This is a genomic window from Zoogloea sp., assembly GCF_028689785.1.
Classification (GTDB): Bacteria; Pseudomonadota; Gammaproteobacteria; order Burkholderiales; family Rhodocyclaceae; genus Zoogloea.
In genome coordinates this window covers 73,059-98,620 of record NZ_JAQVCN010000007.1, presented here as the reverse complement: position 1 = coordinate 98,620, position 25,562 = coordinate 73,059, and the positions used below count along the sequence as shown (strand labels likewise).

Genomic DNA, 25,562 nt, shown 5'->3' with positions numbered 1-25,562 from the left:
GAGCGGCGACCGCCGAAGGCTGGCAGATCAGCGTCCGGCGCCGTCCGACGGAGGACTCCCCCTCAGGCTCTTCTCTGATTCAACCGCCTCCCCACCCCGAAGCGCACGCACCCCGTAAACCACCGGCATCGACACGAGCACCCCGCCAAGCACGACGACGTCGATGGCCACGTCAAGCGGCAGAGTGGCCACCAACAAGCTCTGGGCCGGATAGCCGTACCACCGCCTGTACAGGCTTTCGACGGCAATGACGTCCTGCCCTCGGACGGCACTGCGCCTGACATCGAATCTTCTCGGCACGCCCTCATGCAGGAGGGTAACCTCGCCCTGACTTGCGCTTTCCCAGCGCACTTCGGCCGGCTTCATGAGAATCCGGCCCGCAGGCTCGCCGCCAGGTTCGGTACTCAGGGAGGAGTAAGGCATCGCGGCGAAATGGAGCACAGATCCGCCCGCCAGGGAACGCGGCGAATCCACCAGGGCAAGCTCCACGCCCTCTGCCCCGAACGGCAGGGCAGCCGTGCCGTTCAACGAGCGGGCACCGATGCTGGACACCACAGTGGACGTGACTGCACAGCCACCCAAAGCCAAAGCGAGGAATGGCAGGGCGAAACGTGCTTGGCGCAGGGCGCGCCCGGGCAGGATGCTCATGAGCAGGCTCAAGGGTGCTTAAACCAGGAGTATGAAAAAACGCGGAGCAAGGCCGCGCCGACCTTCGCCAGCGGAATGCGGCCAGGCCCGATCAGAGCCCCAGTTCAGCCCAGATGGCGTCCACCCGCTCTTTCACCTGCTCATCCATGACGATGGGGGTGCCCCATTCGCGCTGGGTTTCGCCGGGCCATTTGTTGGTGGCGTCGAGGCCCATCTTGGAGCCAAGGCCAGCCACCGGGCTGGCGAAATCCAGATAGTCGATGGGGGTATTGTCCACCAGGGTGGTGTCCCGGGTAGCGTCGATGCGGGTGGTCAGGGCCCAGATCACTTCCTTCCAGTCGCGGATGTTCACGTCGTCGTCCACCACGATGATGAACTTGGTGTACATGAACTGGCGCAGGAAGCTCCAGATGCCGAACATCACGCGCTTGGCGTGCCCCGGGTATTGCTTCCTGATGCTCACTACGGCCAGGCGGTAGGAGCAGCCCTCGGGCGGCAGGTAGAAGTCCACGATCTCGGTGAACTGCTTCTGCAGCAAGGGCACAAAGACTTCGTTGAGGGCTACACCGAGCATCGCCGGTTCATCGGGTGGCTTGCCGGTGTAGGTGCTGTGATAGATCGGATCGGGCCGGCTGGTGATGCGCTCGATGGTGAACACCGGGAATTCCGACTGCTCGTTGTAGTAGCCGGTGTGGTCACCGTAAGGCCCTTCCAGGGCCATTTCACCGGGGTGGATCACGCCCTCAAGCACGATTTCGGCCGAGGCCGGCACCTGCAGGTCGGAGCCGATGCACTTGACCAGCTCCGTCTTCGCCCCGCGCAGCAGACCGGCGAACTGGTATTCGGAGAGGGAGTCGGGCACCGGCGTGACAGCACCGAGGATGGTGGCCGGGTCGCAGCCCAGCACCACCGCCACCGGGAAAGGCTTGCCCGGGTTGGCCTTCTGGAATTCGAGGAAATCCAGCGCGCCGCCCCGGTGGGCCAGCCAGCGCATGATCACCTTGTTGGGGCCCAGCACCTGCTGGCGGTAGATGCCCAGGTTCTGGCGCGTTTTGTTGGGGCCACGGGTCACCACCAGCCCCCAGGTGATCAGGGGCGCCACATCACCGGGCCAGCAGTGCTGGATCGGCAGGCTGGCCAGATCCACGTCCTTGCCCTCCTTCACCACCTGCTGGCAGGGTGCCGAGGACACCACCTTGGGCGACATGTTGAGCACCTGCTTGAACATGGGCAGCTTGTCCCAGGCATCCTTGAGCCCCTTGGGGGGCTCGGGCTCCTTGAGGAAGGACAGCAGCTTGCCCACCTCGCGCAGGGCGCCTTGCCAGTCATCGCCGCTCACCCCCATGCCCAGCGCCACTCGCTGGGGTGTTCCGAAGAGGTTGGCCAGCACCGGCACGGAATGCCCCTTGGGCCGCTCGAAGAGGATCGCCGGGCCACCGGCACGCAGCACCCGGTCACAGATCTCGGTCATCTCCAGGTGAGGGTCGACCTCGACGGAGATACGCTTGAGCTGGCCCAGGCGTTCCAGTTGGAAGATGAAGTCACGCAGGTCGGTATAACGCATGGGGCGACGAGTTGATTGAATCGAATGGATGAAAAGGAAAGGGCTGCAAAGCAGCCCCGTACCTTACCTGAATCCGGCACGCCGAAACCCGGCATGCCGGTTTTCAGTCGAGGAGTGCGTTGATGGCCTTGATATCGTCCTCCACCAGGGAGCCTGCCGCCGCCTTGAGCTTGAGCTGGGCCATCAGGGTGTCGTAACGGGCCTTGGCGAGCTTCTGACGGGTGTCATAGAGTTGGCTCTGGGCATTGAGCACGTCGATGTTGATGCGCACGCCCACATCGTAGCCCAGCTTGTTGGCATCCAGGGCCGAGGCCGAAGACACCTGAGCGGCCTCGAAGGCCTTCACCTGGGCCAGCCCGCTGGTGACCCCGAGGTAGGCCTGGCGGGCATTCTGGGCCGAAGTGCGGCGGGCGTTGTCGAGATCGGCCGTGGCCTTGTCGCGCAGGGCGGCAGCCTCGCGCACGCGGGAGCTGACGGCACCGCCCTGGAAGACCGGCACATTCACCTGAAGTGCGACGACGGTCGAGCGGATGTCGGTATTGATGAAGTTGGCCAGCGCATTGGCAGTGGCGCTGTTGCCATAGGAAGCCACCACATCAACAGTGGGCAGGTGCCCGGCCCGGTTGCGCTCCACTTCACGCCCGGCGATCTCGCCGGCGATCTGGGCAGCCTGCACCGAAAGATTGCTGCCCTCGGCGGCACTCACCCAGGACTGGATGTCGGCCGGCTCGGGACGGCTCAGGGCCACGCCCTTGCGCAGGCTCTTGAGGGTGTCGGGCTCTTTGCCGGTAAGCACCAGCAGAGCGTGACGCTTGACGGCCAGATCACTCTCGGCGGCAATCACCTGGGCAGAAGACAGATCTGCCCGGGACTGGGCTTCGTGGACATCGGTGATGGTGACGGTGCCAACCTCGAAGCTCTTCTTCGCCAGGGCCAGTTGCTGGGTGTTGGCATCGTAGAGGGCGCTGACCGCGGCCAGGGCATCCTGGGCCGTCAACACATCGAAGTAAGCCTGGGCAGCACGCAGGGTGAGGTCCTGCCGGGCCAGCTGGTATTGAGCCTCGGCCAGGGTGGACTGCAGCTCCCCCTGCTTGTACTGGACCCAATTCTGCCAGCGGAACAGAGGCTGGGTGAGCTGGGCCTGCCAGCCATTGCTGTTGTAGCCGCGGGAAACGTCGGGCGTGAGATGCTTGAGGGTGAGGTCGTTCCAGGTGGTGTTGCCTGTCACGGACAGGGAGGGCAGCAGCAGCGCCCGTCCCTGGGGCAGCTTCTCGAGACCGGCCTCGCGGGAGGCCCGGGCCGAAGCCAGGGCTGCGTCGTAAGCCAGCGCATCGCGATAGACCTGTTCCAGGTCTGCCGCCGCCGCGCCGGCCGCGGTCAGGCCCGCAGCCAATGCCAGGGCCGCATGTCGCGCAATCCGTCTCATCAGGTTCTCCGTCCGTGGGTTCGAGTGCATCAATACTGGGGCATGGACGGGTCGACCTGGGCCGCCCACTGGGCCACTCCGCCGGCCAGGTTGATCAGATTTGAAAAACCCTGCCGCTCCAGAAACATCGCCACCTGCATGCTGCGCCCGCCGTGATGGCAGATCACCACGATCTCGGCATCCGGCTCAAGCTCCTGCATGCGGGCCGGCACGCTGGCCATGGGCATGGGGATGGAGCCGGGAATGGCGCAATGCGCGAACTCGACGGGCTCGCGGACATCGAGCAGGACGGGAGCCGCGCGGCCCGCGTCCTTCAGCCAGACGGACAGCTCGGTGGGGGTGATCTGCTTCATGGACTCAGTCGCTCAGAACTTGAACTCACTCTTGCGCGGTGCGTTGCGCATCATGGGAACGGCGTTTTCAAAAATGGACTCGGTGCGGTACTGGCCCTCGGCCACGCAGGTGACCAGCTGGGCGGTCATCAGGCGTTCGTCACCGACGAAGGCGAACAGGCGGCCGCCGACCTTGACCTGCTGGAGCAGGGATTCGGGGATCTGGGGCACACCGCCGGACACCACGATCAGATCGTAGGGGGCATTGCTGGGCCAGCCACAGATCGCATCGCCTTCTTCGACGATGACGTTCTCGACGCCGTAGCGCTTGAGGTTGTCATGGGCCAGGTTGACCATGGCGGGCTCGATGTCGACGGTGCGCACCCAGTCAGCCTTGGCGGCCATCAGGGCGGCGAAGTAACCGGAACCGGCGCCGACTTCGAGCACCTTGTCGGAACGCTTGACCTGGATGGCCTGCAGGATCTTCCCTTCGATGACCGGCACCAGCATGCTGGAGCCATGGCCAAGGGGAATTGCGGCCTCGGACAGGGCCAGCGACTTGTAGGCTTCCGGCACGAACTCCTCGCGGCGGATGCTCATCAGCAGGTCGAGCACGCCGAAATCCAGCACCTCCCAGGGGCGGATCTGCTGCTCGACCATGTTGTACCGTGCTTGTTCGAAATTCATTGTGTGACTCCCGGGTAAATATTAGCACAAGCTAATATTGATGATCTGCATGCATTAGCGATTGCCAAAAACTTTCGAATTTTAGCGTACTTGGGCATGGCTTAGATCATTCACGTGGCCACCTTGCCCGGTTCGCGCTTCACCCGGTACCACGCCGCATACAGGGCCGGCACGAAGAGCAGGGTCAGCAGGGTGGCCACGATCAGCCCGCCCATGATGGCCACCGCCATCGGCCCGAAGAAGGCACTGCGGGTCAGGGGAATCATGGCCAGCACGGCCGCCGCCGCGGTCAGGGCGATGGGCCGAAGGCGCCGAACAGCCGATTCGACGATGGCCTCCCACACACTCAGACCCTTCTCCACATCCTGCTCGATCTGGTCCACCAGAATCACCGAGTTGCGCATGATCATGCCGAACAAGGCGATGGTGCCGAGCATGGCCACGAAGCCGAAGGGCTTGTTGAAGAGCAGCAGGAACAGCACCACCCCTATCAAGCCCAGGGGCGCGGTGAGCACCACCATGGTGGTGCGCGAGAAGCTGCCCAGTTGCACCATCAGCACCGTAAACACCACCGCCAGGAACAGCGGGAAACCGGCATTCACCGAGCTCTGCCCCTTGGCGCTCTCCTCCACCGCGCCACCGGTTTCGATGCGGTAGCCTGCGGGCAGACGCGCCCGGATGGGCTCCAGCAGCGGCAGCACCTGGGCGGTAACGGTGGGCGCCTGGATGCGGCCATCGTAGATCTGCCCGCGCACCGAGATGCTGGGCTCACGGTTGCGGCGCCACACCAGGCCGTGCTCGTAGGCATAACTCACTGTGGCCACCTGGCCCAGCGGCACCGACTTGCCCGCCCGCGTGGGAATGGAAAGCTCGCTGATCAGCGACAGCTTGTCCCGCTCCACGGCGTCAGCCCGCAGTATCACATCGATGGACTCGATACCTTCCCGGTAGCTGGTGGCCGCCAGGCCGCGCAGGGAGGTGTTGAGGAAGTTGGCCACGTCCTGGGTGGTGATGCCGAGCAGGCGCGCCTTGTGTTGATCCACGTCCACCTTGAGCACCTTGGACTGCTCGTACCAATCCATCTGCACGTCCGACAGGTTGGCGTTGCCACGCATCACGCTGGCGATCTCCTCGGCGTACTGGCGCACCGTGGGAATGTCCGGCCCACTGATCCGGAACTGCACCGGAAAGCCTACCGGCGGGCCATTTTCGAGCCGGTTGATGCTGGCCCGCAGATTGGGGAAGTCCTGCTCGAACAGGGTGATCAGGCGCTCCCGCAGGGCCTCCCGGGCCGGCACGTCGTCGGTGAGGATCACGAACTGGGCGAAATTGGCGGCAGGCAGTTGCTGATCCAGCGGCAGATAGAAGCGCGGGCTGCCGGTGCCCACGTAGGCCACATAGTTGGTGATGCCGGCCTCCTTGTTGAGGATAGCCTCCACCTTCTCGGCCTCGGCCTGGGTGGCGCGCAGGCTGGCCCCTTCCGGCAGGCGCAGGTCGATCAGCAGCTCCAGCCGCGTGGAGTTGGGGAAGAACTGCTGCTGCACCGAGCCGAAGCCCACCATGGCCCCCACAAAGATCAGCAGCGTGGTGCCGATGACCAGCCAGCGCCGCCGCACGCAGGCATCCACCAGTGCGCGGAAGCGGTTGTAGAAAGGGGTGCGGAAGACGGCGTCTTCGTCCCCCTCCAGAACATGCGGGTCCCCCAGGCCGATGCGGTCCTTGAAGGCATCCAGGCGCGGAAAGCGGGTGGAGAACCAGCTCGCCTTCTTGGGCCCACGGGGGTCCGGCAGCAGCACATAGCCCAGGTAGGGCACCACCACCACCGCCGCCAGCCAGGAAGCGAGGAGCGCAATGGCGTTTACCTGGAAGATCGAGCGGGTGTATTCGCCGGTGGACGACTGGGCCGTGGCGATGGGCAGAAAACCCGCCACCGTCACCAGAGTGCCGGACAGCATCGGCCCGGCCGTGCTGGTGTATGCAAAAGCCGCCGCCTTGGAGCGCTCCCAGCCCTGCTCCATCTTCACCAGCATCATCTCCACGGCGATGATGGCATCGTCCACCAGCAGACCGAGGGCCAGGATCAGGGCACCCAGGGATATCTTGTGCAGGCCCACGTCGAACAGGCGCATGCCGAAGAAGGTCACCCCCAACACCAGCGGAATCGACAAGGCCACCACCAGGCCCGTGCGCAAACCCAGGGAGAAGAAGCACACCACCAGCACGATGATCACCGCCTCGGCCAGGGCCTGCACGAACTCGCTGATGGAGCGCTGCACCGCCGTCGGCTGGCTGGCCACTTCCACCAGTTCCATGCCCACCGGCAGACGCGCCTGGATGCTCGCCGTAGTGGCCTTCAAGTCACGGCCGAGGGCGATGATGTCGCCCCCCTTGGCCATGGACACCCCCAGGCCCAGGGCATCCTGCCCCTGGAAGCGGAAGCGCGGCGCCGGCGGCTCGACAAATCCGCGGGCCACGGTGGCGATGTCGCCAATGCGGAACTCCCTGCCACCGGCCCGGATGCGCGTCTCGCGGATCGCTTCGACCGTATCGAAGGCCCCACTGGGGCGCAGGTAGATGCGTTCGTCCCGGGTCTCGAAATACCCCCCCGGCGCCACCGCATTCTGACGCGCCAGGGCGTCGGTCACCGTCTGCACGTCCAGCCCCAGGGTGGCCAGCTTGGTGTTCGACAGCTCCACGTAGATGCGCTGCTCCTGCTCGCCGATCAGCTCCACCTTGGCCACACCGGACACCCGCAGCAATTCGGCGCGGATGCGGTCGCTCTCGGCTTTCAGCTGGGCATAATTGAAGCCGTCACCGGTCAGCGCATAGATGTTGCCAAAGACATCGCCAAACTCGTCATTGAAGAAGGGGCCATGAATGCCCCCCGGCAGGCTGCCCTTGATGTCGCCGATCTTTTTGCGCACCTGGTAGAAGACCTCCGGCACATCCTTCGTCGGGGTCGAATCCTTGGCCACGAAGAGCACCACCGATTCGCCGGGGCGCGAATAGCTGCGGATGGTGTCCACGTAGGGCACTTCCTGCAGCTTCTTCTCGATGCGGTCAGTCAGTTGCTCCTCCACCTCCCGGGCCGATGCGCCGGGCCAGTCGGTGCGTACCACCATCACCTTGAAGGTGAAGGGCGGGTCTTCGGACTGGCCGAGCTTCTGGTACGACATGACCCCCACCAGGGCCAGGGCCACGATGAGGTAGCGGACCAGGGGCTGATGACGCAAGGCCCATTCAGAGAGATTGAAGCGCATCACCCTCAGCCCCCCGCCGCCACGGCCGGCGCCGCAGCCACCATGGCGCGCAGGGCCTGGCCGGCAACGATCTTGTGCACGCCGGCGGCGGCAATGCGCTCACCCGGCTTCAGACCATCGGCGATCAGCACCCCGTCCTCGCGAAACTGGCGCACCGTCACCGGGCGCAACTGCGGCTTGAGCACATCGCCCTCGGCCTGCAGCACCCACACCGCACTGCCGCCCTGATGCTCGAATACAGCGCTGGCCGGCACCAGCAGGGCGCCGGCAGCGGCAGCCGCATCGGGCAGGATGACGTTGGCCGTCATGCCCAGCTGCACTGCCGGGCTGGCCTCAAGAATCGTCACTCGCACCGCGTAGGTCCGGGTGGCGGCGTCGGCACTGGGGGCGATCTCCCGCACCCGGCCCTTCAGGGCCACATCGGGGCTGGACCACAGGCGCACCTCGATGGCTCCGGCCTTGCGCAGGTCGGCCAGGCGGCTTTCCGGCACGGCGATCAGCACCTCCCGTTCGCCATCCCGGGCCAGGCGCATGACCGGCGTCGAATCCTTCACCACCTGGCCAACCTCCGCCGCCACCGCGGTGATCACCCCGGGCTGGTCGGCAGTGAGGGTGGTGTAGTCCTTCTGGTTGCCGGCCACGGAGGCCTGGGCACGGGCCTGCTCGACCCGCGCGGCCGCCGACTTGAAGGCCGACTCCTTGGAGTCCAGCACGCTGCGGCTGACGAAGTTCTTGCCCACCAGGTCCCGGTAGCGCTCCACCTCGGCTTTGGCAAAGGCGTATTCATTCTGGGCCGCCGCCAACTGGGCCCGGGAGGCCTCGGCAGCGAGCCCGGCATCGGTCGGATCGAGCCGTGCCAGCACCTGCCCTGGCTTCACCACCGCCCCCACATCAACCCGGCGCTCAATAACCTTGCCACTGATGCGGAAGGCCAGGTCGGACTCGTGGCGGGCACGCACCTCACCCGAGTACAGGGCGCCAGCGGCGACCGGCGCCAGGGCCAGGGTGTGCACCACCACCGGCCGCGGCGCCTCGACTACCGGCTCGGGCTTAGCACACGCGGCCAGCGCGGCCGTGGCGAGGACACCGACAATAAAGCTGCGATTCATGGACGGGACTCCGGCAGAGAGGCAGCCCGCAGGCCGCGAAAGATCATTTCGAAATAGGTACTGAAATAGGCCTCGGGCAAGGCCCGGGTGAGCTCACAGCAGGACATGGAGTTCTTCCACACGGCCTGCATCAGCAACGGAAAGAACACCAACTGGCGCACCGTCTCCACGTCCATGTCACGGAACACGCCTCGCTCGACGCCAATGGCGTAGGCCCGGCCAAGAAGGGCCATCCAGCGCACGATGACGGCCTCGTGGTGGTAGCGCGCCACCTCCGGGAAATTTCCGGCTTCCGAGATCATCAGCTTGCAGATGCCGCCCAGGTCGGTGGAGCCCACCTTGTCCCACCAGCCCTGGAGGATCTCCCGCAGCAGGCGCTCGGGGTCGTCCTGCAGCGTCTCCAGCTTGGTCTCGAACTCCTCGAAGAGGGGCACCACGCCCTCCTCGATGACCGCCTTGAAGAGGGCTTCCTTGCTGTCGAAGTACAGGTACAGGGTGCCCTTGGACACGCCGGCCCGGGCCGCCACCTCGTCGAGCCGGGTGGCAGCAAAGCCTTTCTCAATGAAGAGGGACAAAGCCGCGGCGGCAAGCTCGGCCGGACGGGCCTCCTTGCGCCGCTGCCGGCGGGCGATTTCAACAGGGCTCATGATGCTCCACCAAACTACTAACTGACCGGTCAGTAATTTAGTGGAGCCCAGGATGCTTGTAAAGGCACCCATCGCGAACGACGCGGCGTGCCCCGGCACGGACCGCCGCAAGCCTCAGCGCAGGCTCACCCGACGATCGGCAGGCACCAGGAAGGCCGCCCCCAGCAAAGCCTCATGCCGCTGCATGCCACTGACCACCTGCGGACGCCCACCCGGCCCCGCCTCCAGACGTTCCGGCCGCAGCCCTTCCGGGGTTGCCCAGTGCTCAAGCAATCGGCCGCTGTAGGCGTCATGGACATCAAGGCCGCGCTCCCCCAGCACCCACACCCGCCGCCCCTCGCGTTGCAGATGCACCGCCAGCCGTCGCCCCCGCCCCGCCGTGCGCAGGGTGGCAAGGGGCGTGACCCCACGACTCAAATCGAGCACCTGCACTGCGCTGCCTCCGGCCTGGGTCACGATCACCCACTTCAGGTCGGGGACATCGAGCAGCACCTCCCCGGCCATCACAGCCCGCGCCGGAACGATGATCGCAAGGGTAAGCAGACAGGACCACGCGAAAGGGCTCGGACACCGGAACATGACAGGACTCCCTATGAATGAGAAAACCAAGGAGACCTGACAATAACGAACACTTTAAGACTCACACAGATACACTATTCAGACAAAACACCTTTCCGTACCGGCCATTTCAACCCAATTGGCCCGGCCCGGCGACCAATACACCGGAGCGTGCCTCATGCTGCAGATCGTCCTTTCCGCCGACAGCCCCACCCCGCTGGTGGACCAGATCGTCACCGCCATCCGCACCCGCATCGACGACCGCGTCCTGCGCCCCGGCGCACGCCTGCCGCCCATCCGCCAGTTTGCCGAGCAATACGGCGTATCCCGCTTCACGGTGGTCGAGGCCTACGACCGGCTGGTCGCCTTGGGGCACCTGCAGTCCCGCCGGGGCTCGGGCTTCTACGTCGCCAACCGCCCGCTGCCGGTCCGCGCGGCCCAGTCTGTTGACGCCATGGAACGGGCCATCGACGCGGCCTGGCTGATGCGCGAGATGGCCCACGACAGCCCCGAGCGCATCCTCGCGGGTGCCGGCAGCCTGCCCCCCGAGTGGCTCGACGAGGCCGGCGTGCTGCGCGCCCTGCGCACCCTCAGCCGACGCAGCGACGTGCGCCCGGTGAGCTACGGCTCCGCCCAGGGCTACGCGCCCCTGCGCGCCCAGCTGCAAGTGCGCCTGGCCGAGATCGGCATCGGCGCAACACCCGACCAGATCATGCTGACCTACGGCGTGCACCAGGCCCTGGACATCGTCTGCCGTTACTTCCTGAAGCCCGGCGACTGCGTGCTGGTGGACGACCCCGGCTACTGGAACCTGTTCGGCAACCTGCGCCTGTACGGCGTGGCCCTGCTCGGCGTTCCGCGCACCCCGGAAGGGCCGGACGTGAAGGCCCTCGAAGAGATCCTCGCCCACCACCAGCCACGCCTGTTCTTCACCCAGTCGGTGCTGCACAACCCAACCGGCTGCAACCTGTCGCCGGCCAATGCCTTCCGCGTGCTGCAACTGGCCGAGAAGCACGATTTCATGGTGGTGGAAGACGACATCTACGGCGACATCGCCCCCGATGCCGCCACCCGCCTGGCCAGCCTCGACCAACTCTCCCGGGTGATCTACACCGGCAGTTTCTCCAAAACCATCTCGGGCAACCTGCGCGTCGGCTTCCTGGCCTGTCGCCCCGATCTTGCGCACTTGTTCACCGACGTGAAAATCGTCTCCATGCTGTCATCCGCCGAGCTATCGGAACAGCTGATCCACCAGCTACTCACCGACGGCCACTATCGCAAGCTGCTGGATCGCCTGAAAGGGCGCCTGGCCGAAGCCACCGGCCGTACCCTGCGCCTGCTCGAACGGGTCGGGCTGCAGCCCGACCCGGAGCCTGCCGGCGGCCCCTTCGTCTGGGCACGCATCCCCGGCATCTCCGACAGCTCCGAGCTGGCCCGGCGAGCGGCCCGGGAGGACATCCTGCTTGCCCCGGGCAACGTGTTCCGCCCCCAGAATCAGCCCTCTGGCTTCCTGCGCTTCAATGTGGGCTTCTGCGCCCACCCACGCTTCGAGCGCTTTCTCGGCGATGCCCTGGCCGCAGCGACACAAATGCCAAGCACGTCACACCCGGAGCTCGGGCAAGTTTAAAGATCCACGACATCGACCCGTTATATGGAGGACTCGCGTCCGTGCGACGCCCTGTTCAACCTGCCAGCCTTGGGGAGCTTCACCGTGATCGAACAGACACAGCCCGCTCCATGCGGGGCCATGGACCCACCCACCGAAGCGCTGGTCGACTGGCCCGGCCTCGAGACCCAGTTCCGCGGCAAGACGCGCTTTGTCACCGGCCTGGCCGAGAAGGCCCTGAAAAACTACCGGGTCAGCGCCGAGCGCCTGCAGCAGCTCGCCGCCGGCGATGGTGAATGCGCCGACATCGCCTTCCTCGCCCACAGCATCAAGGGCACGGCCGGGTCCCTCAAGGCTTTCGAGGTTCAGGCCCTTGCTGCCGCGACCGACCAGGCAGCCCGCATCGCCGACCCCCAATGCCGGATCCTGGCCGCCCGGCTAGCAGGCCTCCTCCAACGGCTCATCACTGAACTGGAAGCACGCGTCAAGGGCTGAACCCCCTCCCTCACCCCATAAACACGGTCCGTAGCCAGGGCATCGGAAACCGGCTTCATTCAGAAGGCCGGCGCCACTCAAAGGCATCCACTCCGCACCAGCGCAGCCACTAATTCGTCCACTGCTGCTTCGGCCTGGCTGATCGAATCAGCCAGGCGCTGATCACCGAACTCGTCGTACTCGACGGCGAGGCTGTGCGCGTCCGTTACACCCATATAGGCAAAGGCTGTCCGCACGGAGGCCTCCACATGGTTGCGTTCGGCCAAGCGCTGTCCCTCGGCGTATCCGTGATCGCCGCGCGCCGACAGGATCACCAGGCGCTTCCTGGCATTCTCCAACAACGGCCAGTAGGGGTCGCCAGAGCGGCTGCGGTCGAACCCGAAGGTGCGCCCCACGCGCACGATGTTGTCGATGTAAGCCTTGAACTGCGCTGGCGGACCGAAGTTGTACATCGGTACCCCAGCAACGATGAGATCCGCTTGCAGCAATTCGTCCACCAACGCATCACTGACACGCAATACCTCCTGCATCCACGCCTCACGCTCGCGCTCGGGCGTAAAGGCAGCATGGATCCACCGACCGGAGACAGGTGGTGGGGGCTCCTGGCCCACGTCACGGTAGATCACCTTCGCGCCAGGGTCGACGGCCGCCCATTGCTGAACGAAGCGCGCCGTCAGCCGACGCGTGTGCGATCCATGGGGATTGATGTCTGAGCCGCCAAAGCGGGCGCTGGCGTCGATATGCAGTAGCGTAGTCATGCTGAAAGGCTCCGGATGGATGAAGTGGAATCAGGTTCGGAGCAGTTTCATCGGATCGAGAGGCGCAGACAAACGATCAATACTCAGCAAATGGATGACATGAGATCATCCATCCATGACACTCCGACTCCCCTCCCTCAGCGCCTTGCGCGCCTTCGAGGCCGCTGCCCGCCTGCGTAGTTTCAAGCAGGCGGCGGAAGAGCTGTCCGTAACAGCCACGGCAATCAGCCACCGCATCCGGGTACTGGAGGCGTACATCGAACGTCCATTGTTCGTGCGCAAGGTTCGCGCCGTCGAACTGACGCCCTGTGGTCAGACCTTGCTCTCGGCAACGAGCAGCGGCTTTCAGATCATCGCCGAGGCTATCGAACAGGTACGCAGGCCCGCGCGGGCGTCGGTGACGCTGTCGGTCACGCCCGCCTTTGCCACCAAGTGACTCGTGCCCAGGCTGAACGCATTCCAGTCAACCCACCCAGACATCGACCTGCACGTCCATGCCTCCAATGCCCCCGTTGACCTCAACGCCGGCACGGCGGATCTGGCGATCAGGTACGGGCACGGCCGTTATCCCGAAGTCATCGCCTGCCTGTGGCGGGAAGATCACTTCGCCCCCGTCGCCAGCCCGGAACTACGGGCAGCAATCAGCCAGGATGCGGCGCAATGGCCACGAATCCATTTCGACTGGCACCGCCCACAGCCCGTGGACCTGACCTGGGCTGCCTGGGCGTGCAAGACTGGACACGCCCCCGAAGACCTGTCCTCCGGCATCAGGTACTCCGAGGAAAGCCATGCCATACAGGCCGCTGTCGCAGGCCAGGGCGTCGCCTTACTGAGCCTGCTGCTGGTCGAAGAAGAACTGCGCATGGGGCTGCTTCAGATCGTCGCCGAGCCCGTACTCGACGGCATGGCCTACCATCTGCTGAAACCCACCCGACGGCAAGTATCCGAGGCGGTTGCGACGGTGGAGAACTGGCTGATGCAAATCGCTTGACCCGCGCTGGCTGCGGGCAATTTGGGGCGGGGCTTTCATCTGCAGAAAGACACCACGGCCGGGCTCATATGAAAAAGGCCGATCCACAGACCGGCCCCTTTCTCGCGTGATCAGTGCCCCCTCAGCGTGACTCCTTGATCAGGCGCCCGCGGACGGACTGCACCGGCCGGGCGTTCATGGGATACAGCCGGGAGAAGATGGCGATCTGCTCGGCGGACACCTGAGCCGGCTGCTTCATCACCATCCACATCACCCCCTCGCTGCACGGCGGCGTGGTGAGGGAGCCCATGTAGGTGTAGTAGCTGCGGTTCTCGGGCAGCAACTGGTTGAGGTCGATGGCCACGCCCTCGGGCGAGTAATCGGAGTGCTTCTCGAGGGGCAGGTTATTCCACAGGGTCTGCATTACCGGGTGGGCCTGCCCCCGTTCCAGCAGCACTGCCAGCACCGCCAGGCGGCCGTCCAGATCCTTGTGCACCAGGTGCACCACCATGTCGAAGCCCTTGCCGTTGATGCGCTCCTCGGAGGGGCGATGGAAGTGGAACTGGACCAGGTCGTATGTGCGCCCCATCACTGCGATGGTGTTGCCCGGGCCCAGATTCACCTGGATGGTGTGCCCGTTGTCGATGATGCGGAAATTGGACGGGCGGTAATCAAAGCGGATCGGCTCCAGATCCACCTTGATGCCGTCACGGATGTCGATCGGCGACTGCCGCTCGCCCACGTTGCACAGCTGCCATTCCGGCTTGAGTGTGCCCCAGTTGGCTGGTGCGCCCTCCCCCTCGTAGCTCCAGTGAATCTCATGATGGGCCAGCGGCGTACCAGGGCCCCCTGCGCCATGAGCAGCGTAGGCCTCACCGGACACCACCGGCGAACGTACCACCCGGGGCCGCGGACGCGGCGGCGGCACATAGGCCGGCACCCGCCGCACTTCAGGCGGAGGCGCTTCTGCCTGGACAGGCTTCTCGGGCACCGGCTCGGCCTTGGGAGGCGGGGCAGGCTTGTCGATGAAGTTCCTCTTGATCGGAATTGCCGGCTCGTTGGCGTGATCACCCTTCCCCTCGGACACCTTGGTCACAGCCGGCCTTTCGGTGCCCTTGACCGGACGATAGTCCGCCACCCGCAAATCCTGCTTGCCGGCCTGGGCCGCCTGGGCGGCCTTGGAGGCGTTCATCGCCAGCTGGGAGATATTCTTGGGCGCGCCGCCGCCAGTGGGCTTGCACACGTCGCGCCACAACTTCTCATCCACGCTGCCGGCCGCCACTGGCATGTCCTTTTCAACCTTGACCTTCTCGTCCTTCACCACCGACGAATCGGCGTCCAGATAGACGCGCTTGATGGTGGCAAAAGTCTGGTTGCGGCAGTCATAGCGGTTGAGGGCCTTCACGGTGGTGTAGCCCGCAGCCTCGGCCTCGGACTCGGCCAGTACGATGCGCCCCCAGGCCACCTTTGTGCCCGGGTCGGACTGGAGGATACTGGCGCGGTCGAGTTCGATGGTGCGCTTCTTGTCGGAAGCAATCATCTGCCAGTCTGCGGCCAGGACCGAGGACGTGCCTGCAGCCAGCAGAAGTGCAGCGAGGGGATGCATGCGTGAGCGCATGTTTTCTTCTCCGGAAGAGTGCGGGGCCATACAAGGCCCGAATGCCCCACATTTCGGCATCCCGGCCCAAAAGCTTTAGCCGGCGCCCCAGCCCTCCGCACCGACCTTCTCTGCAAACCCCGCCGCCACATGTGGAAAACCACAAAAACCCCGCCAAATCTTGCCTTTACAAAGCGCTTCCAGTACTTTGCGGGCCATACGTTAGGGGTGCCGGTGTGCGCAGTCGCACGGCTGAGACTTACCCTCCGAACCTGATCCGGGTCATGCCGGCGTAGGGAAACGTGGCTCCTGCCGCCTTTCCATCCGCTGGCGGCCCTCCCCAAGGAGCCTTCATGAACGCCACCGAAAAATTCCTCGCCGCCTCGGCCCACGTGGACGAGGCCGCCGTTGCCCCGCTGCCCAATTCCCGCAAGATCCACATCGAGGGCTCCCGCCCCGACATCCGCGTGCCCATGCGCGAAGTCTCCCAGGCCGACACCCCCACCGGCTTCGGCGGTGAGAAGAACCCGCCGATCTTCGTCTACGACTGCTCCGGCCCTTACACCGACCCCACTGCCCGCATCGACATCCGCTCCGGCCTGCCCGCCCTGCGCCAGCGCTGGATCGAGGAGCGCGGTGACACCGAGGTGCTGCCCGATCTCTCCTCCGAGTTCGGCCGCGCCCGCGCCGCTGATCCCAAACTGGACGAGCTGCGCTTTCCCGGCCTGCACCGCAAACCGCGCCGCGCCAAGGCGGGTGCCAACGTTTCCCAGATGCACTACGCCCGCCAGGGGATCATCACCCCCGAGATGGAGTTCGTTGCCATCCGCGAGAACGTGAACCGCGCCGCCTATCTGGAGAGCCTGCGTGCCACCGGCCCCATGGGCGAGAAGATGGCCGCCCTCCTGGGCCGCCAGCACAAGGGCCAGGATTTCGGCGCCGCCATCCCGACCGAGATCACCCCGGAGTTCGTGCGCTCGGAAGTGGCCCGTGGCCGCGCCATCATCCCCAACAACATCAATCACCCGGAAAGTGAGCCGATGATCATCGGCCGCAACTTCCTGGTGAAGATCAACGCCAACATCGGTAACTCGGCCCTCGGCTCCTCCATCAACGAGGAGGTGGACAAGATGACCTGGGCCACCCGCTGGGGCGGCGATACGGTGATGGATCTGTCCACCGGCAAGAACATCCACGAGACCCGCGAGTGGATCATCCGTAATTCCCCGGTGCCCATCGGCACGGTGCCCATCTATCAGGCCCTGGAGAAGGTGGACGGCAAGGCCGAGGAACTGACCTGGGAGATCTTCCGCGACACGCTGATCGAGCAGGCCGAGCAGGGGGTGGACTATTTCACCATCCACGCCGGGGTGCTGCTGCGCTACATCCCCATGACCGCCAACCGCATGACGGGCATCGTCTCCCGGGGCGGTTCGATCATGGCCAAGTGGTGTCTGGCCCACCACAAGGAGAGCTTCCTCTATACGAACTTCGAGGAGATCTGCGAGATCATGAAGGCCTACGATGTGGCCTTCAGCCTGGGCGACGGGCTGCGTCCGGGTTCGATCTACGATGCCAACGACGCGGCCCAGCTGGGTGAGCTGGAGACCCTAGGCGAGCTGACCGACATCGCCTGGAAGCACGATGTGCAGACCATCATCGAGGGGCCGGGTCATGTGCCCATGCACCTGATCAAGGAGAACATGGACCTGCAGTTGAAGCACTGCAAGGAGGCCCCCTTCTACACCCTCGGCCCGCTGACCACCGACATCGCCCCGGGCTATGACCACATCACCAGCGGCATCGGCGCGGCCATGATCGGCTGGTACGGTACGGCCATGCTGTGCTACGTGACGCCCAAGGAGCACCTCGGCCTGCCCGACAAGAACGATGTGAAGGAAGGCATCATCACCTACAAGCTGGCCGCCCACGCCGCCGATCTGGCCAAGGGCCACCCGGGGGCACAGATCCGTGACAACGCCCTGTCCAAGGCCCGCTACGAGTTCCGCTGGGACGACCAGTTCAACCTGGGCCTGGACCCGGACAAGGCCAAGAGCTTCCACGACGAGACCCTGCCCAAGGAGTCGGCCAAGGTGGCCCACTTCTGTTCCATGTGCGGGCCGCACTTCTGCTCCATGAAGATCACCCAGGACGTGCGCGACTTCGCCGCCAAGCAGGGCATCGCCGAGGCCGAGGCGCTGCAAAAGGGCATGGAGACCAAGGCAGTGGAGTTTGTGAAGGCGGGGGCGGAGATCTATCGCAAGGTATGAGGTTGGCGGGGGCCGGAGGCCCCTTACCCCCTTTGCCTTACGGGGTGAGGCTTTACTGGGCGGATTTCCGGTGTTTGATGTCACATTGGCCGGGGACTCGCCCCCGGCGGGCGACCTTCTTTCTTGTTGTACGACAAGAAAGAAGGCAAAGAAACGTACCCCGCTGCCGCGCCCCCTTCGGGGGTTCCCTCCTTCCGGCAATGCCGGGCGGGGTCTTCGCAAACTCGCCCTTCGGGCTCAGACATGCGAAGCCCTTTTTCCGCCCGTCATCACCTCCAGTCGGCACGTCAGAGGGGAAAGAAAATGCAGGTGATCAACGGTCGGTCGCCATATCGGCTTCCGGAGAGGCTCGGTGCTTGGCGGAAAGCCCGTCTGAGCCGCCGAGCAGCGCAGCAACGGGCGGGGAAGTCCGGCGCGGCTGTCTGAGTCCGAAGGGCGAGTTCCGCGCCGGCCGCCCGTTGGGAGCAGCGCAGGGCAGTCGGCCGAAGGCCGACCGGTGAAGCCGGGTCGCCTTCTTTGCCTACTTTCTTGGCGAAGCAAGAAAGTAGGTCGCCCGCCGGGGCGAAATCCCGGCCAACGATGCGCCAAACGCCGGGAAATCCACCCAGCAAAGCCTCAACCAGCAATAAGCGGATTGAAAAATTCGCCCCCCCCCCCACGCAGACACAACAACCCGCCTCAAAGCTGCTTGCTGCCGCGGCACAGCACCGCGCCTGTGCAGTTGATCGGCCTGCCGTAAAGGTTGCGGGTCACACCGGGCTGCGTCTGGCCGTTGGGAAAGAAGATCATCGACCCGGCATAGAAATAGCCGGACTGGCCCTCCCCATTGGCCTGCGAGATCAACGCGCTGCCCCCGGTGGTGACCGCCAGCGCCTTGTAATCGAAGGTGGCGCTCTGGGTCGTGTCCTTCACGTAGATGTTCTTCGATGCCTGCCCCCCTGCTTCACCCGAAAAAAAATACTCCCCGACAAAGCGATATCCCTGCTGCCCTTGCCCGTTGGCCTGGACGAGGAAGTTCTCGGGTGCGGCGTAGCCGGTCGAGGCCTGAAGCGCATAGGTATAGCGCGCGCTGCTACTGTCCTTGCCATAGATCGCCACGGTGCTGCCCCCGATGATGAAATTCCCCACCAGGTGAAAGCCCCGCGCCCCCTGGGCGTTGGCCTGGCTGAGGAAGGCGGTACTGCTGTTCTGGGCCGGGAGCAACTCATAGCTGAACGGCGCCAGACCCTGAGCATCCTTCACGTAATACACGCTGTTGGTATTGCCGTCGGTCAGGAAGCCGCTGTGCGCATAGCCTCGCGCCCCCTGGGCATTGAGTTGGGCCTGCAGGTCGGCGGCGCTGGAGGGAAGGTCAAGCGCCTCCCAGGTGTAGGTCGTGGCCAGATCCTTCACATAGAGGTTGATGTACTCCGAGGCGGAAATCGCCAGCCCGGACAAATAGGAATAGCCGCTCGCCCCTCGTCCATTGGCCTGCGTGAGCAAACCGGCACGATCGGCACGATAGGTGTCGGCAAGGTAGATGGGCTTGATGATGGCGGCGGAAATGTCCTGGCAATGCACGCTGACATTGGTGACGTTGCCCGTCACAGTGCCGGAGGCGCGGGTCAGCGCACAGGACTGACCCGCAGGCTGGGTCCGGACGGTCACGGCGTAGGTGCCATTGGCCGACACCAGCCGGGAAAAGGTGAAGCCCCCGTTGGCGGTGATGGTGAGGTCGTCCCTGCCATTGTTCTGCAACACCACACTCTTCCCGGCAGTCAGGCCGGTCAGCTGCCCGCCGACACTGTAGCCGACGCCGGACACCGAGCCATCCCCACCGCAGGCGGCGAGCAGGGGCAGCAGGCAGCTCCCCAGCGCCCATCGGGACCATCGTTGAACTTGAGTCATCATGAAAGCTCCTTGAAATTGAATCACTGCGCGCCGGACGCCGGCTTCAGAGGCCAACCGCGCGTCGGCGGCGCAGACCGCCCATGCCCAGCACGGCGATGCCGACCAAGGCCATGGTCGCTGGCTCAGGAAGGTTGCCGACCGTCGGTGTGTAGTCGTAGCTCACACTGATCCATCCCGTGATTTCGGTGACGATATCCGCAGCAAGCTGGCCGTCACCGCGGGCCGAGGGCGAGCCGAAGGCTTGCGCATCGATGGTGAAGCGCCCGACCCCGAGCAGGTCCGCCAGCGCCCCCAGCGGCCCCATGGTATTGGCGTTGGTCGCCGTGACGGGGCCGATCAGCGCGCCGGAGACGCCGCCGTAGTCCACCACACCGTCGAAGGCGCCCACCGCTTCGCTGGCGGACGCGTAGGCCGCGATGCTTCTGGACACCGGCCCGTAGAAGACCAGGTTGGCCCCGGCCTGGGTCATCAGCGTGACAGGTCGGGCCTCGAGATTTTCCAGACGGAACTGGCTCGTCACGCTGCCACCGTAATTGAAGGTCACGGAATTCAAGACGCCGAGGCGGGTGTCAAAGCGATCCAGGGCAAAGCTGTGGTTCCAGCTGTTGGCCACCCCCGGGGAATACGAATCCGAAAAGGAAATGACATCCGCACGGGCCGCCCCCGTGAGCAGGGCCGTGAGAACGAGAACACGGGTAAGAGTTTTCAAGATGTGACTCCGCGAAGAAATTTGATGAAAAGCGCCTGGAGCCCGTTGCCCACGGCATTTCCGCGGCAGTCTAATCAGCCGCCTGCAAGCCGCCATGCACTTTCAGGCAAGCGGAGCGGTGGTGCCGCCGAATGCGGGGGATTTCTGCCAATGGCTGATCCGGGGGGATGAACTGCACGAACAGCCCGCCCCGGCGGAGGGATAATGCCGCCATGGCTACCATCATCGGGCTGCGGGCCCCCGCCACGGCGGCTTATCCCGAAGACATCGTCCGCGCGACGCTGCGCCTGAGCCTGGTCTATTGGGCCAGCATGTTTGTCGCCGACAGCGTGCTGGGCTACTTCATCCACATCGACCCGATCGAGTCGGCACCGCTGAAGTTCGTGCTGTTCGGCGCGGGCGCGGTCATGACCTATGGCATGTCGCTGCTGCTGTTCCGACTGCGGCGCCTGTCCTTCACCCGCAAGGCCCTGCTGTGCTTCCTGATGACCGCCGTCACCGCGCCGGTGTTCACGGCGGTCGATTTCTTCAACTACATGCTGTGCCAGTACCCCAAGCCCGTGAGTTTCGACCCGGTCTATTCGGGCTACATGCTGATCGAGGGGGCGTCGATGCTGTTCGGCTGGTCCTGCCTGTTCGTCGCCCTGCTCTATCATTTCGAGGTGCGCGAACGGGAGCGCCGGCTGGCCGCCATCCGCGAGGAAGCCCTGAGCACGCAAATGCGGGCATTACGCTACCAGGTCAATCCGCACTTCCTGTTCAATACGCTCAATTCCATCGCCGCACTGATCGAGGAAGGCGCGGCCAGCCGGGCCGAGCGCATGGTGCTGTCCCTGTCGAGCTTCATGCGCACCACCCTGTCCCTCGACCCCATGCACGATCTGCCTCTTGCGGACGAGCTGACGCTCCAGGAGGAATACCTGGCCATCGAACGGGAACGCTTCTCCGACCGCATGAGCTTTCGCATCGAGGTGCCCCGGGCCGTGCGTGGAGCCCTCGTCCCCAGCCTCATCCTCCAGCCCCTGATCGAGAATGCGATCAAGCACGGCGTGGGGGCCACCAGCGGACCGGTGGAGATCGTGCTGGCCGCCCGCCGGGACGGCGAACGCCTGCATATCAGTCTGGAAAACGACATGCCGCCGGAGCGCGGCAGCAGGCAGACGCCGGTGGGCATGGGGATAGGCCTGCGCAATGTCGCCGAACGCCTGACGCTGCGGTTTCAGGGGGATGGCCGCCTCTCGTCGGGCCCCATTGCCCCCGGGCGCTACCGGGTCAGCATCGATCTGCCGTGGAGGCAAGCGTGCCCGGACTGACGGTGCTGATCGCCGACGACGAGCCCCTGGCCCGAAGCCGGCTGCTCCGCCTGCTGGGCAGGCTGGAATGGGTCGGGCAGATCATCGAAGCGTCCGACGTGGGCGAAGCCCGCCGCCAGATCGAGGAATCATGGCCGGACATCCTGCTCCTCGACATCCAGATGCCCGGCGGCAGCGGTTTCGATGTGATGGAAGGGCTGGGGCCGAAGGCGCCGGCGGTGGTCTTTGTGACGGCCTTCGATCACCACGCCCTGCGCGCCTTCGATGCCAACGCCCTCGACTACCTGACCAAGCCGGTGGATGCAGGACGCTTCGGCATTGCCCTGGAGCGGGCGCGCGTCGCCGTGGAATCGCGACAGCAAATAGATCGCGTCACCGAGCTCCAGGAAACCATTGCCGCCCTCAAGCGCGCCCTCGGCCAGCGCGAGCGGGCAGCCCGGGATTTCTGGGTGAAGGTTCGCGACGAACACCTGCGGGTCGCCCAGGAGAGCATCCTGCGTTTCCAGGCGGAGGGCGATTACGTGCGCATCCACGCCAGCGGCGCCCAATACCTGTATCAGGACAGCCTCGCCGCGCTGGAACGGCGCCTGGACCCGGATGAGTTCATGCGCATTCACCGTGGCCACATCGTCCGCCGCGATGCGATCGTGCGCATCCGGCCGGCGCCTTTTGCCGCCTTGGTCGTCACCCTGAGGGACGGCGCCGAGATCCGCGTGGGCCGAACCTATACGGCGTGGGTGCGCAACGCGTTCTGCCCCCGCTAGCGCGCCCCCTGGCGATGACGGAGGAACGCCATGACGGCCTTTACACCGTCTTCACCATATCCCACGCCAGCTTGGCGATCAGCACCGACACCACGATCAGGAATGCCTGACGCACAAAGGCGGTACCGCGGCGCAGGGCGAGCCAAGTGCCGATGTGGGCACCCGCGAGGTTGCAGGCGGCCATCACCAGCCCCAGAGTCCACAGCAGCGGCCCATGGCTGGCGAAGAAGCCGATGGCCGATACATTGGTGGCCACGTTGATGAGCTTGGCACTGGCCGAAGCGCGCAGAAAGTCCATGCCGAACAGACGCACGAAACCGAAGATCAGGAAGCTGCCGGTCCCCGGCCCGAAAAAGCCGTCGTAGAAACCGATCACGCCCCCGAAGGCCACCGCCCGCCAGCGGTCGGCGGGGGTCAGTTCGCGGGTCTCGGCATGGCCAAAATCCTTGCGCCGGAAGGTGTAGACGGCCACCGCCAGCATCATGACCAGCACCAGGGGACGCATCGCGTCGCGGGGCAGCCAGGCGACTACGGCAGCACCGCCCCAGGCACCAAGCAGGGCTGCCAGGGCCGCCGGCACCACCACAGTCCAGGGAATGGACACCGCTCGCGCGTAGCGCCACAGGGCGGCGCTGGTTCCGGCGATGCTGGACAGCTTGTTGGTGCCGAACAGGGTGGGAATGGCCACCTGAGGATAGTGGCTGAGCAGGACAGGGATCTGGATCAGCCCCCCACCGCCGACCACTGCATCGACCATGCCGGCAAAGAAGGCGACAGCGCCAAGAAAGATGAACTCGAGAGGCATCGCGGATAGACCGAAATCCATCATACCGGACGCCGCGCAGTCACTGCCAGCGGCGCCCCCCAGGCCTGCCCGCAGACCAGATCCGGACGACAAGCGTCCTCGTCCACCAGATCGGCGTACTGCCGGACCAATTGGGCCAGGGAGTCCGTCTCGAGTTTTTCGGCAAGGCGGGAACGGTGAACCTCCACCGTGCGGGGCGATACGACCAGGGCCCGGGCGATTTCCTTGTTGGTCAGGCCCGCCACCACCAGGCCCAGCACCTCCCGCTCCCGCTCGGAGAGACGGGTGTAGAGGCTGCGCGCGTGACGGGAGCGTTGCTGACGTTGGCGTTCGAGCACATGCTGGCCCACGGCCTTGCGCAGAACCTCCGGGAGGCTGCCCTCCGCGGCGGGCAGGGGCAGGAATTCCTGCGCACCGGCCTTGAAGGCCTGTCGGCATAGCTCCACCGTGGCGTCACGCGCCAGCACGATCACCGGCAAATCAATGCCCATGAGGCCAAGGCGGCCCAGCAATGCCAGCTCCGGACCAGTACCAGCAAGCTCGACGAGAAGCGCTCCGGTAGCTTCACGGTCAAGCGCAGAAAGGAAGCTGTCGGCATCCGGCCAGACTCGGAAGCCTGCGGGCAGGCTGCTCGCCAGAAGCGCAACCTGCCCGCAGGCTGCGGCATCCCGCGTGACAAGATGGATACAGGGCAAGGGCACCAAACACATAATGGCTTTTCCTTGTTACGGTTCGAGGGCTGGGGCGACTGCACACAAAAGCCCCCCCGGACAACGGGGCGCACACGCCGGAAGAAAAAAGGGCCCGACCCCGAGGGAGGAAGGCATGGGGAGGGATGCTCAGGCCGTGCCGTTCGCCGGCACAGCTTCACCTGCTACCGGCAGCGCCTCATCGGCGTCGTCCAGCCTCGGATCCACCGGGTCGATGCCCTCTTCCCACTTGGCGACAGCGGCGGTGGCGATGGCATTGCCCAGCACATTGGTCGCCGTGCGCCCCATGTCGAGGAAGTGGTCGATGCCCATGATCAGCAGCAGGCCAGCCTCCGGCAGGTTGAACATGGGCAGGACAGCTGCCACCACCACCAGGGACGAACGGGGCACACCCGCCACACCCTTGCTGGAGACCATCAGCACCAGCAGCATGGTGATCTGCTCACCGATGGACATGGGGATGCCGTAGGCCTGGGCCACAAACAGGGCGGCGAAACCGGTGTACAGCATGGATCCGTCGAGGTTGAAGGAGTAGCCCAGGGGCAGGACGAAGCCGGTGATGCGGTTCTTCACCCCGAACTTCTCCAGCTGCTCCATCAGCTTGGGGTAGGCCGACTCGCTGCTGGCGGTGGAGAAGCCCAGCAGCATGGGGCTGCGCACCAGCTTGATGAGTCGGAACACTTCGCGGCCCAGCACCGCATAGCCGGCACCGATGAGAAGGGTCCACAGCACGGCCAGGGCAATGTAGAAGCTGGCCAGCAGCTTGCCGAACACACTCAGCATGCCCAGCCCCTGCGTGGTCACCACGGCCGCGACCGCTGCGAAGACGCCCAGCGGTGCAAAACGCATCACGTAGTCGGTAACCTTAAGCATCACATGGACCACTTCATCCATGGTCTGCACCAGGCTGCGGGCCGCCTGACTGTGCAGGTTGCCGAGGGCAAGGCCGAAGAACACCGAGAACACCAGGATCTGCAGCACCGAATTGCCCGCCATGGCTTCGACGATGCTCTTCGGGAAGACATGGGTGATGAAATCCTTCAGGTTGAGGGCACCGGTCTTCAGGTTGGTGGCGGCGCCGGCCTCGGGCAGGGGCATGTTGAGCGCATGGCCGGGCTGCAGCAGGTTGGCGAAGATCAGCCCGACGGTCAGCGACACCAGGGAGGCGCCGATGAACCAGCCGAGCGCCTTGGAACCAATACGGCCGACGGTCTTGGAGTCGCCGATGTTGGCCAGGCCGGACACCAGGGTGGCAAACACCAGCGGCGCAATGATCATCTTGATCAGACGCAGGAAGATGTCGGTGACGATGCCGAAGTATCCCGCGATCTCCTTGGCCGCCTCGGGCGTTGGTGCCGCCTGATTGCAGACGTAACCGACGAGGATGCCGAGAATCAGGGCGGCAAAGATCAGCAGTGAGGATTTGTTGGCTTTCATGATCGTA

Annotated in this window: 23 protein-coding genes and 1 riboswitch; of the genes, 7 read left to right on the top strand and 16 right to left on the bottom strand. The window is 65.1% G+C overall.

The annotated features are described in order from the left end of the window. Nucleotides 1-27: 27 nt before the first annotated feature. From PHI64_RS05795 to PHI64_RS05755, 9 genes are all read right to left on the bottom strand, one after another. Nucleotides 28-648, bottom strand: a complete 621-nt coding sequence (locus PHI64_RS05795; RefSeq protein ID WP_299880003.1) for a hypothetical protein — start codon at nucleotides 646-648, stop codon at nucleotides 28-30. A gap of 91 nt (nucleotides 649-739) precedes the next feature. Beyond that, nucleotides 740-2,212 (bottom strand): 4-hydroxy-3-polyprenylbenzoate decarboxylase, encoded by a 1,473-nt coding sequence (gene ubiD / locus PHI64_RS05790; protein WP_299880000.1) that lies wholly within the window; start codon nucleotides 2,210-2,212, stop codon nucleotides 740-742. 103 nt (nucleotides 2,213-2,315) lie between these two features. Then, nucleotides 2,316-3,638 carry a TolC family outer membrane protein gene (locus PHI64_RS05785; protein WP_299879996.1) on the bottom strand — a complete coding sequence of 441 codons (1,323 nt, stop codon included), beginning with the start codon at nucleotides 3,636-3,638 and terminating at the stop codon, nucleotides 2,316-2,318. 29 nt (nucleotides 3,639-3,667) lie between these two features. Next, a complete protein-coding gene (locus PHI64_RS05780; RefSeq protein ID WP_299879993.1) occupies nucleotides 3,668-3,991 on the bottom strand; it encodes a rhodanese-like domain-containing protein in 324 nt (107 codons plus the stop codon). Nucleotides 3,992-4,003: 12 nt separating this feature from the next. Then, nucleotides 4,004-4,657, bottom strand: a complete 654-nt coding sequence (locus PHI64_RS05775; RefSeq protein ID WP_299879990.1) for a protein-L-isoaspartate O-methyltransferase — start codon at nucleotides 4,655-4,657, stop codon at nucleotides 4,004-4,006. 110 nt (nucleotides 4,658-4,767) lie between these two features. Continuing rightward, on the bottom strand, nucleotides 4,768-7,917 hold the full coding sequence (locus tag PHI64_RS05770) for an efflux RND transporter permease subunit (protein ID WP_299879987.1): 3,150 nt from the start codon (nucleotides 7,915-7,917) through the stop codon (nucleotides 4,768-4,770). Nucleotides 7,918-7,922: 5 nt separating this feature from the next. Next, nucleotides 7,923-9,026: an efflux RND transporter periplasmic adaptor subunit gene (locus tag PHI64_RS05765; protein ID WP_299879984.1), complete on the bottom strand. Its 1,104-nt coding sequence runs from the start codon at nucleotides 9,024-9,026 to the stop codon at nucleotides 7,923-7,925. Further along, nucleotides 9,023-9,673 carry a TetR/AcrR family transcriptional regulator gene (locus PHI64_RS05760; RefSeq protein ID WP_299879981.1) on the bottom strand — a complete coding sequence of 217 codons (651 nt, stop codon included), beginning with the start codon at nucleotides 9,671-9,673 and terminating at the stop codon, nucleotides 9,023-9,025. The genes PHI64_RS05765 and PHI64_RS05760 overlap by 4 nt, the downstream gene beginning before the upstream one ends. Before the next feature lie 114 nt (nucleotides 9,674-9,787). Next, the gene (locus tag PHI64_RS05755) at nucleotides 9,788-10,252 is read right to left on the bottom strand and encodes a hypothetical protein (protein ID WP_299879978.1); all 465 of its coding nucleotides are present in this window, start codon (nucleotides 10,250-10,252) and stop codon (nucleotides 9,788-9,790) included. Nucleotides 10,253-10,409: 157 nt separating this feature from the next. Here PHI64_RS05755 and PHI64_RS05750 point away from each other — a divergent pair, with 157 nt between their 5' ends. Together PHI64_RS05750 and PHI64_RS05745 are read left to right on the top strand one after the other, a co-directional pair. Then, entirely contained in the window at nucleotides 10,410-11,858 is a 1,449-nt protein-coding gene (locus PHI64_RS05750; protein ID WP_299879975.1) for a PLP-dependent aminotransferase family protein, read from the top strand. A gap of 24 nt (nucleotides 11,859-11,882) precedes the next feature. Beyond that, complete coding sequence (locus PHI64_RS05745) at nucleotides 11,883-12,332, top strand: Hpt domain-containing protein (protein WP_299879972.1); 450 nt, start codon at nucleotides 11,883-11,885, stop codon at nucleotides 12,330-12,332. Between the two features lie 77 nt (nucleotides 12,333-12,409). Here PHI64_RS05745 and PHI64_RS05740 read toward each other — a convergent pair whose 3' ends face one another. After that, nucleotides 12,410-13,090 carry an NAD(P)H-dependent oxidoreductase gene (locus PHI64_RS05740; RefSeq protein ID WP_299879969.1) on the bottom strand — a complete coding sequence of 227 codons (681 nt, stop codon included), beginning with the start codon at nucleotides 13,088-13,090 and terminating at the stop codon, nucleotides 12,410-12,412. A gap of 115 nt (nucleotides 13,091-13,205) precedes the next feature. On the opposite strand from PHI64_RS05740, the gene PHI64_RS05735 reads away from it, so the two are divergent. Then, nucleotides 13,206-13,526 (top strand): LysR family transcriptional regulator, encoded by a 321-nt coding sequence (locus tag PHI64_RS05735; protein WP_299879966.1) that lies wholly within the window; start codon nucleotides 13,206-13,208, stop codon nucleotides 13,524-13,526. A 3-nt stretch (nucleotides 13,527-13,529) separates the two neighbouring features. Further along, a complete protein-coding gene (locus PHI64_RS05730; RefSeq protein WP_299879963.1) occupies nucleotides 13,530-14,081 on the top strand; it encodes a LysR substrate-binding domain-containing protein in 552 nt (183 codons plus the stop codon). Nucleotides 14,082-14,202: 121 nt separating this feature from the next. Here PHI64_RS05730 and PHI64_RS05725 read toward each other — a convergent pair whose 3' ends face one another. Next, nucleotides 14,203-15,678, bottom strand: a complete 1,476-nt coding sequence (locus PHI64_RS05725; RefSeq protein WP_299879960.1) for a surface-adhesin E family protein — start codon at nucleotides 15,676-15,678, stop codon at nucleotides 14,203-14,205. A gap of 193 nt (nucleotides 15,679-15,871) precedes the next feature. Beyond that, nucleotides 15,872-15,973, top strand: a riboswitch (TPP riboswitch). A 37-nt stretch (nucleotides 15,974-16,010) separates the two neighbouring features. Here PHI64_RS05725 and thiC point away from each other — a divergent pair. Then, on the top strand, nucleotides 16,011-17,927 hold the full coding sequence (thiC, locus tag PHI64_RS05720) for a phosphomethylpyrimidine synthase ThiC (RefSeq protein ID WP_299879957.1): 1,917 nt from the start codon (nucleotides 16,011-16,013) through the stop codon (nucleotides 17,925-17,927). A gap of 678 nt (nucleotides 17,928-18,605) precedes the next feature. On the opposite strand, the gene PHI64_RS05715 is transcribed toward thiC, so the two are convergent. Together PHI64_RS05715 and PHI64_RS05710 are read right to left on the bottom strand one after the other, a co-directional pair. Then, entirely contained in the window at nucleotides 18,606-19,817 is a 1,212-nt protein-coding gene (locus tag PHI64_RS05715; protein WP_299879954.1) for a hypothetical protein, read from the bottom strand. A 43-nt stretch (nucleotides 19,818-19,860) separates the two neighbouring features. Beyond that, nucleotides 19,861-20,526: a choice-of-anchor E domain-containing protein gene (locus tag PHI64_RS05710; RefSeq protein WP_299879951.1), complete on the bottom strand. Its 666-nt coding sequence runs from the start codon at nucleotides 20,524-20,526 to the stop codon at nucleotides 19,861-19,863. A gap of 212 nt (nucleotides 20,527-20,738) precedes the next feature. Between PHI64_RS05710 and PHI64_RS05705 the strand changes: the two genes are divergently transcribed. Both PHI64_RS05705 and PHI64_RS05700 read left to right on the top strand, forming a co-directional pair. After that, on the top strand, nucleotides 20,739-21,839 hold the full coding sequence (locus tag PHI64_RS05705; protein WP_299879948.1) for a histidine kinase: 1,101 nt from the start codon (nucleotides 20,739-20,741) through the stop codon (nucleotides 21,837-21,839). Further along, complete coding sequence (locus PHI64_RS05700) at nucleotides 21,827-22,603, top strand: LytTR family DNA-binding domain-containing protein (protein ID WP_299879945.1); 777 nt, start codon at nucleotides 21,827-21,829, stop codon at nucleotides 22,601-22,603. Before PHI64_RS05705 ends, PHI64_RS05700 begins: the two co-directional genes overlap by 13 nt. Before the next feature lie 40 nt (nucleotides 22,604-22,643). Here the strand turns inward: PHI64_RS05700 and PHI64_RS05695 are convergent, their stop codons facing one another. From PHI64_RS05695 to PHI64_RS05685, 3 genes are all read right to left on the bottom strand, one after another. Continuing rightward, nucleotides 22,644-23,408: a TSUP family transporter gene (locus PHI64_RS05695; RefSeq protein WP_299879942.1), complete on the bottom strand. Its 765-nt coding sequence runs from the start codon at nucleotides 23,406-23,408 to the stop codon at nucleotides 22,644-22,646. Between the two features lie 20 nt (nucleotides 23,409-23,428). Continuing rightward, the gene (locus PHI64_RS05690) at nucleotides 23,429-24,118 is read right to left on the bottom strand and encodes a LuxR C-terminal-related transcriptional regulator (protein ID WP_299879939.1); all 690 of its coding nucleotides are present in this window, start codon (nucleotides 24,116-24,118) and stop codon (nucleotides 23,429-23,431) included. A gap of 129 nt (nucleotides 24,119-24,247) precedes the next feature. Beyond that, complete coding sequence (locus PHI64_RS05685; protein ID WP_299879936.1) at nucleotides 24,248-25,555, bottom strand: dicarboxylate/amino acid:cation symporter; 1,308 nt, start codon at nucleotides 25,553-25,555, stop codon at nucleotides 24,248-24,250. Between the last annotated feature and the right edge of the window lie 7 nt (nucleotides 25,556-25,562).

Excerpts from the sequence above, each read along its gene's own strand:
- PHI64_RS05770 (WP_299879987.1), bottom strand. The coding sequence starts at position 7,917 with ATGCGCTTCAATCTCTCTGAATGGGCCTTGCGTCATCAGCCCCTGGTC.
- PHI64_RS05780 (WP_299879993.1), bottom strand. The coding sequence starts at position 3,991 with ATGAAGCAGATCACCCCCACCGAGCTGTCCGTCTGGCTGAAGGACGCG.
- ubiD (WP_299880000.1), bottom strand. The coding sequence starts at position 2,212 with ATGCGTTATACCGACCTGCGTGACTTCATCTTCCAACTGGAACGCCTG.
- PHI64_RS05785 (WP_299879996.1), bottom strand. The coding sequence starts at position 3,638 with ATGAGACGGATTGCGCGACATGCGGCCCTGGCATTGGCTGCGGGCCTG.
- PHI64_RS05715 (WP_299879954.1), bottom strand. The coding sequence starts at position 19,817 with ATGATGACTCAAGTTCAACGATGGTCCCGATGGGCGCTGGGGAGCTGC.
- PHI64_RS05760 (WP_299879981.1), bottom strand. The coding sequence starts at position 9,673 with ATGAGCCCTGTTGAAATCGCCCGCCGGCAGCGGCGCAAGGAGGCCCGT.
- PHI64_RS05755 (WP_299879978.1), bottom strand. The coding sequence starts at position 10,252 with ATGTTCCGGTGTCCGAGCCCTTTCGCGTGGTCCTGTCTGCTTACCCTT.
- PHI64_RS05750 (WP_299879975.1), top strand. The coding sequence starts at position 10,410 with ATGCTGCAGATCGTCCTTTCCGCCGACAGCCCCACCCCGCTGGTGGAC.
- PHI64_RS05775 (WP_299879990.1), bottom strand. The coding sequence starts at position 4,657 with ATGAATTTCGAACAAGCACGGTACAACATGGTCGAGCAGCAGATCCGC.
- thiC (WP_299879957.1), top strand. The coding sequence starts at position 16,011 with ATGAACGCCACCGAAAAATTCCTCGCCGCCTCGGCCCACGTGGACGAG.
- PHI64_RS05705 (WP_299879948.1), top strand. The coding sequence starts at position 20,739 with ATGGCTACCATCATCGGGCTGCGGGCCCCCGCCACGGCGGCTTATCCC.
- PHI64_RS05735 (WP_299879966.1), top strand. The coding sequence starts at position 13,206 with ATGACACTCCGACTCCCCTCCCTCAGCGCCTTGCGCGCCTTCGAGGCC.
- PHI64_RS05745 (WP_299879972.1), top strand. The coding sequence starts at position 11,883 with ATGGAGGACTCGCGTCCGTGCGACGCCCTGTTCAACCTGCCAGCCTTG.
- PHI64_RS05740 (WP_299879969.1), bottom strand. The coding sequence starts at position 13,090 with ATGACTACGCTACTGCATATCGACGCCAGCGCCCGCTTTGGCGGCTCA.
- PHI64_RS05695 (WP_299879942.1), bottom strand. The coding sequence starts at position 23,408 with ATGCCTCTCGAGTTCATCTTTCTTGGCGCTGTCGCCTTCTTTGCCGGC.
- PHI64_RS05795 (WP_299880003.1), bottom strand. The coding sequence starts at position 648 with ATGAGCATCCTGCCCGGGCGCGCCCTGCGCCAAGCACGTTTCGCCCTG.
- PHI64_RS05725 (WP_299879960.1), bottom strand. The coding sequence starts at position 15,678 with ATGCGCTCACGCATGCATCCCCTCGCTGCACTTCTGCTGGCTGCAGGC.
- PHI64_RS05685 (WP_299879936.1), bottom strand. The coding sequence starts at position 25,555 with ATGAAAGCCAACAAATCCTCACTGCTGATCTTTGCCGCCCTGATTCTC.
- PHI64_RS05765 (WP_299879984.1), bottom strand. The coding sequence starts at position 9,026 with ATGAATCGCAGCTTTATTGTCGGTGTCCTCGCCACGGCCGCGCTGGCC.
- PHI64_RS05690 (WP_299879939.1), bottom strand. The coding sequence starts at position 24,118 with ATGTGTTTGGTGCCCTTGCCCTGTATCCATCTTGTCACGCGGGATGCC.